This window comes from Pseudomonas sp. TNT2022 ID642 (assembly GCF_028656995.1).
Lineage (GTDB): Bacteria > Pseudomonadota > Gammaproteobacteria > Pseudomonadales > Pseudomonadaceae > Aquipseudomonas.
The window spans coordinates 90,269-104,076 of record NZ_JAMDGW010000004.1 but is presented as its reverse complement, the minus strand read 5'-3'; the positions used below and the strand labels follow the sequence as shown (position 1 = coordinate 104,076).

15 protein-coding genes are annotated in these 13,808 nt (G+C 59.5%); 13 read left to right on the top strand and 2 right to left on the bottom strand.

Features of this window, described 5'->3' with window-relative positions; genetic code table 11:
- Window positions 1-15 precede the first annotated feature (15 nt).
- From M5G26_RS04520 to M5G26_RS04505, 4 genes are read left to right on the top strand one after another with little or no spacing between them, the layout of a single operon-like run.
- Window positions 16-1,533, top strand: a complete 1,518-nt coding sequence (locus M5G26_RS04520) for a TolC family protein (RefSeq protein ID WP_273914553.1) — start codon at window positions 16-18, stop codon at window positions 1,531-1,533.
- On the top strand, window positions 1,517-2,122 hold the full coding sequence (cysC, locus tag M5G26_RS04515; protein WP_273914552.1) for an adenylyl-sulfate kinase: 606 nt from the start codon (window positions 1,517-1,519) through the stop codon (window positions 2,120-2,122). The genes M5G26_RS04520 and cysC overlap by 17 nt, the downstream gene beginning before the upstream one ends.
- Entirely contained in the window at window positions 2,119-2,904 is a 786-nt protein-coding gene (locus M5G26_RS04510; RefSeq protein WP_273914571.1) for an aspartyl/asparaginyl beta-hydroxylase domain-containing protein, read from the top strand. Before cysC ends, M5G26_RS04510 begins: the two co-directional genes overlap by 4 nt.
- Window positions 2,892-3,875: a sulfotransferase family protein gene (locus M5G26_RS04505; RefSeq protein WP_273914551.1), complete on the top strand. Its 984-nt coding sequence runs from the start codon at window positions 2,892-2,894 to the stop codon at window positions 3,873-3,875. The genes M5G26_RS04510 and M5G26_RS04505 overlap by 13 nt, the downstream gene beginning before the upstream one ends.
- A 40-nt stretch (window positions 3,876-3,915) precedes the next feature.
- On the opposite strand, the gene M5G26_RS04500 is transcribed toward M5G26_RS04505, so the two are convergent.
- Together M5G26_RS04500 and M5G26_RS04495 are read right to left on the bottom strand one after the other, a co-directional pair.
- Window positions 3,916-4,674: a slipin family protein gene (locus M5G26_RS04500; protein ID WP_007917711.1), complete on the bottom strand. Its 759-nt coding sequence runs from the start codon at window positions 4,672-4,674 to the stop codon at window positions 3,916-3,918.
- A gap of 2 nt (window positions 4,675-4,676) precedes the next feature.
- Window positions 4,677-5,207, bottom strand: a complete 531-nt coding sequence (locus tag M5G26_RS04495; protein WP_273914550.1) for an NfeD family protein — start codon at window positions 5,205-5,207, stop codon at window positions 4,677-4,679.
- A 175-nt stretch (window positions 5,208-5,382) separates the two neighbouring features.
- On the opposite strand from M5G26_RS04495, the gene M5G26_RS04490 reads away from it, so the two are divergent.
- The 9 genes from M5G26_RS04490 (at window position 5,383) to M5G26_RS04450 (ending at window position 13,660) form a co-directional block, all read left to right on the top strand.
- Entirely contained in the window at window positions 5,383-5,844 is a 462-nt protein-coding gene (locus M5G26_RS04490; RefSeq protein ID WP_093440296.1) for an aminoacyl-tRNA deacylase, read from the top strand.
- A gap of 114 nt (window positions 5,845-5,958) precedes the next feature.
- Window positions 5,959-6,204, top strand: a complete 246-nt coding sequence (locus tag M5G26_RS04485) for a DUF2789 domain-containing protein (RefSeq protein WP_273914549.1) — start codon at window positions 5,959-5,961, stop codon at window positions 6,202-6,204.
- Window positions 6,205-6,290: 86 nt separating this feature from the next.
- Window positions 6,291-7,781, top strand: a complete 1,491-nt coding sequence (locus M5G26_RS04480) for a Fic family protein (RefSeq protein ID WP_273914548.1) — start codon at window positions 6,291-6,293, stop codon at window positions 7,779-7,781.
- Window positions 7,782-7,898: 117 nt separating this feature from the next.
- Window positions 7,899-8,327, top strand: a complete 429-nt coding sequence (locus M5G26_RS04475; protein WP_038367319.1) for a MarR family winged helix-turn-helix transcriptional regulator — start codon at window positions 7,899-7,901, stop codon at window positions 8,325-8,327.
- Window positions 8,324-10,387 (top strand): FUSC family protein, encoded by a 2,064-nt coding sequence (locus M5G26_RS04470; protein WP_273914547.1) that lies wholly within the window; start codon window positions 8,324-8,326, stop codon window positions 10,385-10,387. Before M5G26_RS04475 ends, M5G26_RS04470 begins: the two co-directional genes overlap by 4 nt.
- Window positions 10,384-10,593 carry a DUF1656 domain-containing protein gene (locus tag M5G26_RS04465; RefSeq protein ID WP_007917703.1) on the top strand — a complete coding sequence of 70 codons (210 nt, stop codon included), beginning with the start codon at window positions 10,384-10,386 and terminating at the stop codon, window positions 10,591-10,593. Before M5G26_RS04470 ends, M5G26_RS04465 begins: the two co-directional genes overlap by 4 nt.
- Complete coding sequence (locus tag M5G26_RS04460) at window positions 10,590-11,492, top strand: efflux RND transporter periplasmic adaptor subunit (protein ID WP_273914545.1); 903 nt, start codon at window positions 10,590-10,592, stop codon at window positions 11,490-11,492. Before M5G26_RS04465 ends, M5G26_RS04460 begins: the two co-directional genes overlap by 4 nt.
- Window positions 11,489-12,931 carry an efflux transporter outer membrane subunit gene (locus tag M5G26_RS04455; protein WP_273914544.1) on the top strand — a complete coding sequence of 481 codons (1,443 nt, stop codon included), beginning with the start codon at window positions 11,489-11,491 and terminating at the stop codon, window positions 12,929-12,931. Before M5G26_RS04460 ends, M5G26_RS04455 begins: the two co-directional genes overlap by 4 nt.
- A 93-nt stretch (window positions 12,932-13,024) precedes the next feature.
- Window positions 13,025-13,660 carry an NADH:ubiquinone oxidoreductase subunit N gene (locus tag M5G26_RS04450; RefSeq protein ID WP_273914542.1) on the top strand — a complete coding sequence of 212 codons (636 nt, stop codon included), beginning with the start codon at window positions 13,025-13,027 and terminating at the stop codon, window positions 13,658-13,660.
- Window positions 13,661-13,808 lie beyond the last annotated feature (148 nt).

Below are 13,808 nucleotides of genomic sequence, written 5' to 3'. Positions count from 1 at the left end.
AGGGGCGATCCAGGGATGAAGAGAAGTCAGAAGTTGTTCGGCGCCAGCCTGCTGGCGCTGGCGATCAGCGGATGTGCAGTGACCAGTGAACCGATTGAGCGCAGCGTCAGTGAACAGCGTGCCAAAAGCGATCTGCAAGGCATGTACAAGGATCAGGAACCGCTGCGCGGTCCGTTGACCCTGCACCAGGCCATGGCCCGCGCCGTGAAGTACAACCTCGAAGGCCGCTTGAAGATAATGGAGGAGGCGCTGGCCAAGCGGCAGCTCGACCTAGCCAGTTTCGACATGCTGCCGCGCATGGCGCTGGACGCCGGCTATGTCGGGCGCAACAACGTCAACGCCTCCAGCAGCCAGAGCGTACGCACCGGCACCCAGTCTCTGGAACCGTCGACCTCGCAGGATCGTGACCGCGAAGTCGCCGACCTGACCATGGTCTGGAACGTCCTCGACTTCGGCGTCAGCTATATCAGCGCCAAGCAGCAGGGCGATCAGCGCCTGATCGTCCAGGAACGGCGCCGCAAGGTGATCAACACCATCGTTCAGGACGTACGCTCGGCCTATTGGCGAGCGATGGCCGCCGAACGTCTGCTCAAGCAGATCGACAGCCTGATGGCGCGGGTACAGACCGCCCGCGACAACAGCCAGACCCTGAGCGATCAACGCATTGGCGATCCGGTGCAATCGCTCGGTTACCAGCGCTCGTTGATCGAAGCGACCCGCCAACTGGAAGAGCAGCGTCGCGCCTTGTCACTGGCGAAAACCGAACTGGCGACGTTGATCAACTTGCCGCTGGGCACCCCTTTAACCTTGGCCACCGATGACGGTTATCAGATTCCCCAACTCAAGGTCGATCTGGCCAAACTCGAACAGGAAGCCCTGACCAGCCGCCCGGAACTGCGCGAGCAGGATTACCAGACGCGCATCAGCGCCGCCGAAACCCGCAAGGCCATGTTGCGCTTGCTGCCAGGCCTTGAGTTTTCTGCTGGCGGCCACTACGACAGCAACTCCTTCCTCGTCGAACAGGGCTGGGCCGACTATGGCGTGAAAGTCACCTGGAACCTGTTCAACGTGATCTCCGCTCCGGCGGCGATCAACGTCGCCAAGGCCGGCGAAGAAGTGGCCACTGCACGCCGTCAGGCGATGTCGATCGCAGTGCTCGCGCAGTTGTATGTGGCGAATGCCAACTATCAAGAAGCCATGCGTCAGTTCAAGACCAACCAACAACTGTCGGACATCGACGGGCAAATCGTCGGTCAATTGCGCAACCGCCATCAGGCAGCCGGGATTGGTGAGCTGGAGCTTATTCAAGGCGAGCTGAACAACCTGCAAGCAGACTTGCGCCGCGATCTGTCGTACGCCGATCTGCGCAATGCCTACGGCCAGATCTTCGCCAGCGCCGGCCTCGATCCGTTGCCGGATCAGGTGCAGTCGACCGAAGTGCAGTCGATCGCCACCGCGCTGGCCAACCGTGAATCGGCATGGGCGGCGGGGGACATTTCGGTGCCGGTGGTGGCGCATGCCCCAGCGCAGTGATGTGCTGGCGCCCAGCGCCAGCATCAGCCGCACGCAACGCGAGGCCCGCAATGGTCATCGGGGTGCGGCGATCCTCCTGACCGGTTTGCCGGCGGCAGGCAAGTCGACATTGGCGCAAGCGCTGCAGGCCACGCTGTTCGGGGATGGTTGGCAAAGTGTGGTGCTCGATGGCGACAGTTTGCGTACCGGACTCAACCGGGATTTGGGCTTTAGCGATGCCGATCGCCAGGAAAACATTCGCCGCGCCAGCGAACTCGCGGCGCTGCTGGTGGACAACGGGCAAATCGTGATTCTGGCGATGATTGCGCCGTTGGCCGAGCTGCGTGAGGTGTTTGCGCAACGCTTGGGGGACGACTATCGCGAAGTCTGGTGCAACGCGTCACTGGCGGTGTGCGAGCAGCGTGATCCGAAAGGGCATTACGCCCGCGCCCGACGCGGCGACCTGCCCGGGTTTACCGGCGTTTCCGCGCCCTACGAGCCGCCGGCGCAACCGTCGCTGGTGCTCGACACCGGTGCGCAAACGGTCGAAGCCTGCCTTGATCGATTGCTGACCTGGCTCGGCGAGTGCGCGGTGTTGCCCAGGACATGAGCCGGCCGGCGTTCTCGCGTTTACCGGTAACGGTGGATTTGCCGCGGTTGCTGCAAGCGCTGGCGGCGATTGCCGACGACGTCTGGCGCAGTCACTTCAACACCGAGTATTTCTCGGGTGACTGGAGTGGCGTCGCGCTGATTTCGGCAGCCGATGCGTTGACCGAACTGTCGCCCGGTCGCGGTGAGCCGTTGCTACGCGAACCGTGGTTGCGTGATGAGCGCTGGCGCCACGGCTTGCGCAATCTGTCGCTGAATATCGTCAGCGCTCGACTGCTGCGCCTGGGCCCTGGCGCGCGCGTTCACGAACATCGCGATTACGATCTGAATGGCCCGGACGCCGATCGCCGTTTGCACATTCCGTTGCTCAGTCCGCCCAATGTCGACTTCTGGCTCGACGGCCAACGCGTGCCGATGGCCGCAGGGGAATGCTGGTTTCTCGATCTCGCCCGTCCGCACCGAGTGGATAACCGCGATACCTCTGCGCGTATTCATCTGGTTATCGATTGCAAACCCGATGCCTGGCTTGAGCAGATGATCGTCGAAGGATTGCCCGACACACCAGCGCCGGGTTTGGCCGATACCGACTTGCAGCGCTTTCAAAGGCTGGTGACTGAGGATGACTCGCTGTCATTGGCCTTGCGCACGCTGCATGACCCTGAGGTGTTTATCGCCCGAACGCTGGAACTCGCGGCGGAACGCGGCTTGGTATTTTCTCGCGAAGAACTGCGTACCGCGATGCGCAATGGTCGGCGGCAATGGAACGAACAATGGAGCGGTTGAGTTTCGACGGTTGGCTGCCCATTCGTGTCTGGCCGGTCGACGGGCAGTGGCGGGTGGATTGGTGCTGGTTCGGTGAGACACCGCTGCATCAGCCGTTTTTCCGTGAGGCGGTGGACGATGCACTGCGGCTGCCCTTCAATCAGGCGTTTCGACGGCAGACGCCGCTGTCGGCGCTGACCGAATGGCAAGCGCAAAGCCCCGGCCTCGCACCAAGCGCTTTTATTCTGCACGCCTCGCGCTGTGGCTCGACGTTGATCAGTCAGATGCTCGCGCAGCTTGACGATCACATCGTGGTGTCCGAACCGCCACCGCTGGACGCACTGTTGCGCAACGAGTTGCCTGCCATCGAACGCCGGGCGGTGATCACTGGATTGCTCTCGGCTTATGGTCAGCGCCGGCGCGGTATTGAACAGCGTTTAGTGGTCAAACTCGATGCCTGGAACATCGGTGAGTGGCCGCTGTTGCAGACGTGTTTCCCGGACACGCCGTGGCTGTTTCTCTATCGTGATCCGCTAGAAATTGCCGTGTCTCACTTGCGTCGGCCGGGTATGCACATGGTGCCGGGAATGCTCGGTGATTGCGTGTTGGAGGATGGTTTGCCGTTTGAAGGACGTGAAGATTTTATCGCGCGGCGTTTGGGGCGCTTGCTTGAGGCGGGGTGGCTGCATTGCCGTGGTTCCGGCGGTTTGGCGGTGAATTACAGCGAGTTGCCCGATGCGATGGCTGGGCGCTTGGCGCGGTTCTTTCGATTGAATGATGTGCAGACTCAGCAGGTGTTTGCCGCTGCCGCGCAGCATGCGAAACAGCCTTCGCAAGTGTTTTTTGCCGATGGTGAAGACAAACGCCGCGAGGCTTCGGCGCTGTTGCAGGAACGTGTGCGCACTTTTGCGCTAGCACCATTTGAAGCCCTGGAAGAATTGCGCGGCATTCAAAAGATCGCAGCCTTCGGCAGCTCCTACATTGAAATGTGATCCCCTGTAGGAGCTGCCGCAGGCTGCGATCTTTTGCTCTTCAGGACTTGCCGGACAAATCCGCCATGCCCTTGAGCAATTCAATCGGCAACGGAAAGACAATCGTCGAACTCTTGTCCCCGGCAATCGAACTCAAGGTCTGCATATAGCGCAACTGCATTGCCCCGGGCTGGCGACCGAGCATTTCCGCTGCTTGCATGAGTTTTTCCGAGGCCTGCAATTCGCCTTCGGCGTGAATCACTTTGGCGCGCCGCTCGCGTTCGGCTTCTGCCTGTTTGGCGATGGCGCGCACCATCGACTCGTTGAGGTCGACGTGCTTGATCTCGACGTTGGCGACCTTGATGCCCCAGGCATCGGTTTGAGCATCGAGCACCTGCTGAATGTCGATGTTCAACTGCTCGCGCTCGGCCAGCAGCTCATCCAGTTCATGCTTGCCGAGCACCGCGCGCAGGGTGGTTTGCGCCAGTTGGCTGGTGGCAGAAAGATAATCCTCAACCTGAATAATCGCTTTCTGTGGGTCGAGCACGCGGAAATACAGCACGGCGTTGACCTTGACCGAGACGTTGTCGCGGGTGATCACGTCCTGCGGCGGCACGTCGAGCACCACCGTGCGCAGATCGACCCGGACCATTTGCTGGACCACCGGAATCAGCAGGATCAGACCGGGGCCTTTGACCTGCCAAAAGCGTCCGAGCTGGAACACCACGCCGCGTTCGTACTCGCGCAGGATGCGAAACGTCGAGCCGGCCAAGGCAATGACCAGTAACAGCAGCGCAACAAAACCGATTTGCAGACCCATGATCACTCTCCGAGCGGTGCCGCGTCAGTCGCGGCCACTTGCAGCAACAATCCCTTGCGCCCCACCACGCGCACCGATTGCCCGGTTTGCAGCGGGGTGGCGCTGAGCACTTGCCAGCGCTCACCTTGCAGTTGCACCCAACCATTGCGGGCATCGCCCGGTTGCACTGTGGTGATCGCGGTCACGCTGCCGAGCAGGCCAGCGTCGCCACTGACGTCGTGGCGCGGGCGGGTTTTCAGGGCGCGGATCAGCAGTCCGATCAACAGCAGGGCGCTGATCAGACCGAGGCCGATCATCATCGGCACCGGCAGTTCGGCGTTGCCGAGGATCAGCGCGCCGATGACGAACATGATGATGCCGCCCAGCCCGATCACTCCGTAATTGGGCAGCGCCGCTTCGGCGATCAGAAAGACGATGCCCAAGGTAATCAGCCACAAACCGGCCGGACTCATCGGCGGCAACGGGGTGTCGGCAGCCAGGGCTGAACCGCTGATCAGCAGGAGCAAGGCAAGCGCACAACATCGGCTGTTCACGTGACCCTCCGCGAGCGTCATGGGCTGGTTCTTTCAGTCTAGTTGAGGGTTGTCCTGTATGAATTTTGATCAATGTGCAGATATGTCCGGTGAGCGGATTTCCCTGCGCCAGACACCCGCCGAACTAGACTCAAAGACACGGCAACCACCGTTCAGCGCAACACCGAGGTGCATCATGCGTATGGCAAGAAAGGTGCAGAGCAGCCTGAACCGGGCGCACTGCGAATACGACATCGTCGCCCATCGACACTCGTCCAGCAGCCTGGAAACCGCACGGGTCGCCGGGGTGCCCGCCGAGCGCGTGGCCAAATCGATCATCCTCGACGACCACCACGGGCATTACCTGATGGCCGTGCTGCCGGCCAGTCGTCATCTGGACCTGAGCAAGGTACGCACCAGCGGCGAATGGCAACTGACCCGCGAAAGCAATCTGGCGCACATCTTCGATGACTGTGAGCGCGGCGCGGTGCCGCCGCTGGGTGATTCCTACGGGCTGGACATGGTCATCGACCCGTTGCTGACGCGGCAGAAGGATATTTATCTGGAGGCGGGCAACCACAACTATCTGCTGCACATGAGCATGCCGGAGTTTCTGAAAATGGTGCCGCATGCCGAGGTGCGGGAGTTGAGTGATTAGGTTTTGTGGTGCCGGCACTGACGCCTTCGCGAGCAGGTTGATCGCATTCCCCTGTGGGAGCGAGCCTGCTCGCGAATAATCTTCCACACACCCCGTTTTTGAAGGAACTCAGTAATGGAGCAACCAACCCACACTCTCCCATCCCTGTTCAAACAACTCGGCCTGGACAACGACCCGACCAGCATCGACAAATTCATCGCCACCCATTCCCCGCTCAAACCCGACCTGCGTTTGGCTGATGCGTTTTTCTGGACGAAGAGCCAAGCGGAGTTTTTACGGGACGAGATTCTGGATGACGCCGACTGGGCGGAGGTGGTGGATCAGTTGGATGTGTTGTTGCGAAAGGGCAGAAGTGTGTAAAAAAAATTGTAGGAAAAGGCTGAAATGTAAAAAAAACATGCGCGATGTAAAAAAAACTGGTCTTTAATCGTCGCAGTGAATTTTTTATGTGGACGATGACGATGCCAACTGTTGGATATGCCCACCTGCGTGATGCGCTGAAGCTTAATGCATTTGCCCCCAAGCGCATTGCGATGATCAAACCGGTTACCCGGATTACCTTGATCGGTGAGTGTCTAGCGGTTCCAAACGGCGTCGCGCCGGCACAGGGTTCGACACTTGAGCACATCTTGTTTGCTCTGAAGCATGAGGGAATAAACCTGTGCATTCTTGCTCAGGCGCTTGAAACCGTTGAAGCGGACGAGTTGCTAGGTGAGTTGAGCCGATCACCTAACGGGGTATTTATCCGCAAGGCCTGTTTTCTTTGGGAAAGTTTCACGGGCAAACAGCTGGAATATTCTGTACCGGTTCGGGGCAACGTTGTCGCTTTGTTTGATCCCAAGCGTTATGTCACCGGGCCTGCAATTCGAAATAGTCGTTGGCGGGTAGATTTTAACGGGTTGGGGTCAATGCGTTATTGCGCCACAGTCGAGCGTACGACGGAGCTGCAGGCGCTGCTTGATCTGGACATCCTTGGTCGAGCCCAGGCTTTTATGGCGACGTTGCCGCCGGAAATGATGGATCGGGCAATCAATTGGGCCTATCTGCATGAGACCCGCGATTCTTTCGCCATTGAGAAAGAAGAGCCCAACGAAGAAAAGTCGCGCCGTTTTGTTCGGCTTCTCCGCCAAGCCCATGAGCGAACAGAGTTGAGCGAAGACTATTTGGTCGAGTTGCAGAACAGTACGGTTTCCAATCCTTTCGATAAAGCTGTGCTTTTCCGTCATGAACAGAACCATTTACACAACGGCTTGAGAGGCGCAGCTGGCGTCAGCTATGTCCCGCCTCCACCGCAATTGTGCAGGGAGTTGATGGACGAGTTGATGAGTTTTGCCAATCACTCAGCCAAGCAGGTTGATCCGTTGATAGCTGCAGCGGTTGTGGCTTTCGGGTTTGTCTTTCTTCACCCGTTCATGGATGGCAATGGTCGACTTTCACGTTTCCTGATTCACCAGACGCTTTGCCACTCTGGCGCTCTAAAAAATGGTTTGTTGTTACCGGTTTCCGTAGCGATGAAACACGAAGAGTCTGGCTATCTCGAAGCGTTAAAGGAGTTCTCGAAACCAGCAAGAGAGTTCTGGAATGTCACTTGGCTGGACGCTGATCAGATGGCTTTCGATTTTATTGGGCACGACTCAATCTATCGATTCTGGGACGGTACTCAATGTGCAGAATTTACCTTGCAGATGGCCTTGCGAGCATTGGAAGTGGAGCTGCGCGAGGAGACCGAGTTTCTTGAAAAATACGACTACGTCATCAAAGAGGTGAATGAGCGTTTTGACGTACGGGGGAGCGACCTCTCGAAACTGGTAATGATGTGTCTGGACAACGGTGACAAAGTTTCAAAGCATCGACGTAAGCAGTTCCAGTTCAGCGTGCCGGAGGAGGTTTTCGATTTCATTGAGCAGATAGCGGGTGATTTCGATTCGGTAGGCTAACCCTGAACAGGCAATTTGTTTCAAAACTTGACTGAAATTCCCCTCCAATGCGATATTGATAGTTAGCAAACTAACAGTGTGCATTTCCCCTTGCCGAACGATCTCGACGCTCTCCAGATGAACATCAGCAGTGCCATGGTGGTGGCCGCCAGGCATTGGCGGAAGATCTGCCAGACCACGCTGGTCAACTATGGAATCTCCGAAGCCTGCGCCGTGCCGCTGTTGATGATCGGCCGTTTGGGCGAGGGCGTGCGCCAGGTGCAGGTGGCGCAGGCGGCCGGGATGGAGAGTCCGTCGCTGGTGCGTCTGCTCGATCAGTTGTGTCATTCCGGCTACGTCTGCCGCACCGAAGATGCCCAGGATCGCCGCGCCAAATGCCTGAGCCTGACCGACACCGGTCGTGAACTGGTGCAAGCGGTGGAGATCGAACTGGTGCGCTTGCGTCACGAGGTGCTCGAAGGCATCGAGCAAAGCGATCTGGAAGCTACGCTTCGGGTACTCAGAGCTTTTGAGGCGGCCAACCCGCCATGGGTGGTTAATTCTTGAACGGTTTTTTCTCCGGCATTCCGCCGGCCCGCGACTGGTTCTATGGGGTCCGTACGTTTGCAGCGTCGATGATCGCGCTGTACATCGCCTTGCTCATGCAAATGCCGCGTCCGTATTGGGCAATGGCCACGGTGTATATCGTCTCAAGCCCGTTTCTCGGGCCGACCAGTTCCAAGGCCTTATACCGCGCCATCGGGACTTTTCTCGGAGCCGCTGCGGCGGTTTTTTTCGTGCCGATGTTCGTGCAGAGCCCTTACGTGCTGGTGGTAGTCATCGCGCTGTGGACGGGCATTTTGTTGTTCCTGTCCCTGCAACTGCGCACGGCCAACAACTATGCATTGATGCTCGCCGGTTACACCCTGCCGCTGATTGCCTTGCCGGTGGTGGATAACCCGCTGGCGGTGTGGGACGTGGCGGAGGCGCGCACCGAAGAGATTTTCCTCGGCATCGCCGTTGCCGCCGTGGTCGGCGCGATGTTCTGGCCGCGCCGTCTGGCGCCCGTATTCAACGACGCGGTGAGCAAGTGGTTCGCCGATGCAACGACCTATAGCCTGAAATTCCTCAGCCGCGACGTACAGCCCGAAGAAGTCACCGCCCTGCGCATGGCCATGGTTGCCAACTTCAACAGTCTCGAATTGATGATCGGCCAGTTGCCCCACGAAGGCGCACTACCGCAAACCGTGCGCAACACCAAAGAACTGCGCGGGCGAATGATTCATCTATTACCGGTGATCGATGCGCTGGAAGATTCGCTCTATGCCCTCGAACGGCGCACGCCGGAACTGGTGGAAAAGTTCGCACCGCTGCTGGCCGCAACCCGCGAATGGCTCGCTCATCAGGACGCCGATCTCGAGCGCTGGCAAGCGCTGAAAGATCAGCTCGAAGCCCTGCAACCGAGTGCCGAAGCACTGCAAGACCGCAAACAACTGCTGTTCTCCAACTCGATTTATCGCCTCGGCGAATTCATCGATTTATGGCAGGACTGCCGCAGTCTGCAGGACGCGATTCTCTGCGAGCGCCAGGACAGCTGGCGCGCGGTCTACCGTCACTGGCGCCTCGGTCGTCTGACGCCGTTCATTGATCGTGGGCTGATGCTCTACTCGGCGGCCTCGACCGTTCTGGCGATCATTACCGCCTCGGTGCTGTGGATTCTGCTCGGCTGGCCGGACGGCGGCAGCGCGGTGATTCTCGCCGCGGTGGCCTGTAGCTTTTTCGCCTCGATGGACGATCCGGCACCGCAGATTTACCGGTTCTTTTTCTGGACCGGCATGTCGGTATTGTTCGCCAGCCTTTATCTGTTTCTGATTCTGCCCAACCTGCATGACTTCCCGATGCTGGTGCTGGCGTTTTCCATCCCGTTCATCTGCGTCGGCACCCTGACGGTACAGCCGCGGTTCTTCCTCGGCATGCTGCTGACGCTGGTTAACACTTCCTCATTCATCAGTATTCAGGGGGCTTACGACGCGGACTTTTTTGCCTTCGTGAACTCCAACCTGGCGGGTCCGTTAGGGCTGTTGTTCGCGTTTATCTGGACGCTGGTCGCACGCCCGTTCGGCGCCGAACTGGCGGCCAAACGCCTGACCCGCTTCAGTTGGAAAGACATCGTCCACATGACCGAACCGGCCAACCTTGCCGAACACCGCAAATTGGGCGTGCAGTTGCTCGATCGACTGATGCAGCACTTGCCGCGTCTGGCCCTCACCGGCCAGGACACCGGCATTGCCATGCGCGAAGTGCGGGTGGGCCTGAACCTGCTCGATTTGCTCGCCTACACCCCACGGGTGACCGGCGCGCCGAACGCGCTGTTGCAGCAAGTGGTCAGCGAGGTCGGCGAGTATTTCCGCGCCTGCCTCAAGGCCGGCGAACGCTTGCCGGCGCCAGCGCCGTTGTTGATGACCCTCGATCGCACTCGTCGCGCACTCAATGGCCACGGCGACGATGAAACCCGTCTGAACCTGTTGCACGCCTTGAGCGGTTTGCGTCTGGCTTTGTTGCCCGGCGTCGAATTCGTCTCCAGTGCCGACTCCGAAGAACCGCTGCCCGATGGAGCGCCCCTATGATCGGTGATCTGGACATCAGCGGCATTTTCCTGCCGACCCTGCTGGTGTTGATGGGCATCACTTATGTGCTGTTTTTGCTGGTGCATGCCGTGCTTACGCGCGTGCACTTTTACCGTCTGGTCTGGCACCGGGCATTGTTCAACGTGGCCCTCTACGCGGTACTGCTGTACGGCGTGGACTCACTCAGTCGATACCTGATGACATGAAAAAACCGTTTTTGACCATCGGTCGCGTGGTACTGACCCTGCTGATCGTGACTTTTGCCGTTGTCCTCGTCTGGCGCATGGTGATGTATTACATGTTTGCGCCATGGACCCGTGACGGCCACATTCGCGCTGACATCATCCAGATTGCTCCGGACGTGTCCGGACTGATTCAACAGGTTGAAGTGAAAGACAACCAGTTGATCAAGCGCGGCCAGGTGCTGTTCAGCATCGACCAGGACCGTTTCAAACTGGCCCTGCGTCAGGCCAAAGCCACTGTCGCTGATCGCGAAGAAACCCTCGCTCAGGCCCAGCGTGAAGCCAAGCGTAACCGTGGCCTCGGCAATCTGGTACCTGCCGAGCAACTGGAAGAAAGCCAGTCGAAGGTCGCTCGTGCGCAATCGGCACTTGCCGAAGCCACGGTTGCGGTGGACAGTGCCCAGCTCAACCTCGACCGTTCGGTGATCCGCAGTCCGGTCGACGGCTACGTCAACGACCGCGCGCCGCGTCCGCAGGAGTTCGTCACGGCCGGGCGTCCGGTGTTGTCGGTGGTCGACAGCAACTCGTTCCACATCGACGGCTATTTCGAAGAGACCAAACTCGACGGCATTCATGTCGGCCAGTCGGTGGACATCCGTGTGATCGGCGACCGCGCCAAACTGCGTGGGCATGTTGAAAGCATCGTCGCCGGTATCGAAGACCGCGACCGCAGCAGCGGCAGCAACTTGCTGCCGAACGTTAACCCGGCATTCAGCTGGGTGCGGCTGGCGCAGCGGATTCCGGTGCGGATTGCCTTTGATGATGTGCCGGCAGATTTCCGCATGATCGCCGGGCGCACTGCCACCGTTTCGATCATCGACGATCAGAAAGCCGACGACCGCAAGCAGGAGCCCGTGCAATGAACCGGGCGCTGATGATCGCCGGGCTGGGCGTGATGCTCTCGGCCTGTCAGATGGTCGGGCCGGATTATCAGGTGCCTGAGGATGCGGCGGTGCAGCGCAAGGATTTTCAGGGCGAACTGGCGGTTGCCGGAAAACCGGTGGTCTCGGCGCCGGTGCCGGTGGATTGGTGGCGTCTTTATAAGGATGCGCGGCTGGATCAACTGGTGCAGCAGGCCATGGCCTCCAACACCGATTTGCGCGTCGCGGCGGCGAACCTGCAACGGGCTCGAGCTCAGGTCGATGAGGCCGAAGCAGCGGGCGGCTGGAGCGCAGGTGTGAAGATGGGCGCGCAGCGTTTGCAAGAGTCTGGTCAGGCATTCTTGCTGCCGGAAAAAGTCCCGGTCGATAACGTCGGCGACATCGGCATCAGCGCTTCTTATCAGTTCGATCTGTGGGGCACCTTACAGCGAGGCATCGAGGGCGCGAAGGCCAATGCCGACGCGACCCAGGCTGCGGCAGACACGGCGCGGATCACCTTGGTGGCAGACGTCGTGCGTGCTTACACCCAAGTCTGCGCGGCCAATGAAGAACGGGAAATCGCCGAGCATTCCCTGGACCTGCAATCGCAAAGCACCACGCTGATCCAGCGACTGCGTGACGCCGGTCGTGGTGACGAAACCCAGGTCACCCGTTCGCAAACCCAGTTCAAATCCCTGCGCGCCGACTTGCCGCGTTATGAAGCCGCGCGTCAGGCCGGGCTGTTCCGTTTGTCGATGTTGCTGGCGAAACCGGTTGATCAGTTGCCCGCCGGCACCGCGACCTGCGCCGAGTTGCCGAAAATCGCCCAATTGGTGCCGGTCGGCGATGGCGCTGCGCTGCTCAAACGTCGCCCGGACATTCGCCAGGCCGAACGTCGTCTGGCCGCTTCGACCGCCGGGATCGGCGTCGCCACGGGCGAGTTGTATCCGGACATCAGTATCGGCGCGACCATCGGCACTGTTGGTCTCATCGATGACTTGGGTGATCCGTCGACCAACCGCTGGGGCTTTGGCCCGTCGCTGAGCTGGAAGGTGCCGACCAACGGCGCCCGTGCGCGAATTCGCGAGGCAGAAGCGGCGACCCAAGGCGCACTGGCGCACTTCGACGGCGTGGTGCTCAACGCCATTCGCGAAACCCAGACCGGTCTGGCTCAATACAGCGCACTGCTGCAACGTCGCGATGCGCTGGCCGATGCCGAGCAATCGGCGAAACTCGCAGCGGACCAGACCCACCGCTTCTTCCAGGCCGGCCGCGAGTCGTTCCTCGCTGATCTGCAAGCAACGCGCACCTACACCGATGTCACCGCGCAACTGGCCGCCGCCAACACCCAGGTTGCGATGAGCCAGATCGATTTGTTCCTCGCCTTGGGCGGCGGCTGGGAAAGCGGACGAACGCACGCTCCAACCGCCAGCAAACCCTGAGGCCGTTGCTATGCTTTGAAGTGTTGAAGGGGCGCCCCGTGCAAAGCGCTCCTTCAGCGCACATTGCTAGCGCTGGTCTAGGGGAAACCAATAATGAAAAACCCTTACGCTCTCGGCTTCTGGTGCGCCCTCGCAGCGCTGGTGCTGCTCTCGGCCACCTATTTCTACGGCATCATGCTGGCCCACCAGATCGACAAGGCCATGGTCTTCCTCGACAGCGCCGTCGCGCTGATTGCGGTCATGGCAATCGTCGTGGTCGCCTGGGCGTCGCTCCAGGTGCAGCGGGTCAAGAAACGGCAGCTTGAACAGGGCAAGACCCTGGTGCTGATCTGGGATACCAAAGTCGCCCTGCGCCGGGTCGAAACCGTGTTCGACCGGTATTTCTGGGGCAGTTACTGGCAACCGGGGCGCACCTTCGCCGAAGTCATGGGCGAACTCACCGGCACGCCGCTGGAAAAAAGTCTCGAAGCGCTGAAAAAGCAGTGTCTGGAACTCGACAAGCAGATTGCCGACGAGGGCTGGCATTGGTTGAACAACGCCCGGGAGTTGTCTGATGTCGCCACGGCCATGGCCCGCGAGCGTTATCAACTGGATTTCTGCGATCCGCGCGCGGACGGGCCGGGCGGGGCGGTGATCGATCGGGATTTTGAAGTGCTGGTGTACACCTGGACCGCCCGGCTGAAAAGCTTTGATCATCAACTGGATGAGATCGAAGTTCAGTACTCGTGAATGGCAGAAAGTATTTTGTAGTCATGATGATTGCGAAGTCTCAGACGTAAAAATACGTAGGTTGATACTGTCATTCGTGCGCTGGCGCAGGGAATGGGAGGTGCTGAATATTTTTCAATAGGCCTAAAGCTTTCGCGAAATTTGCCGT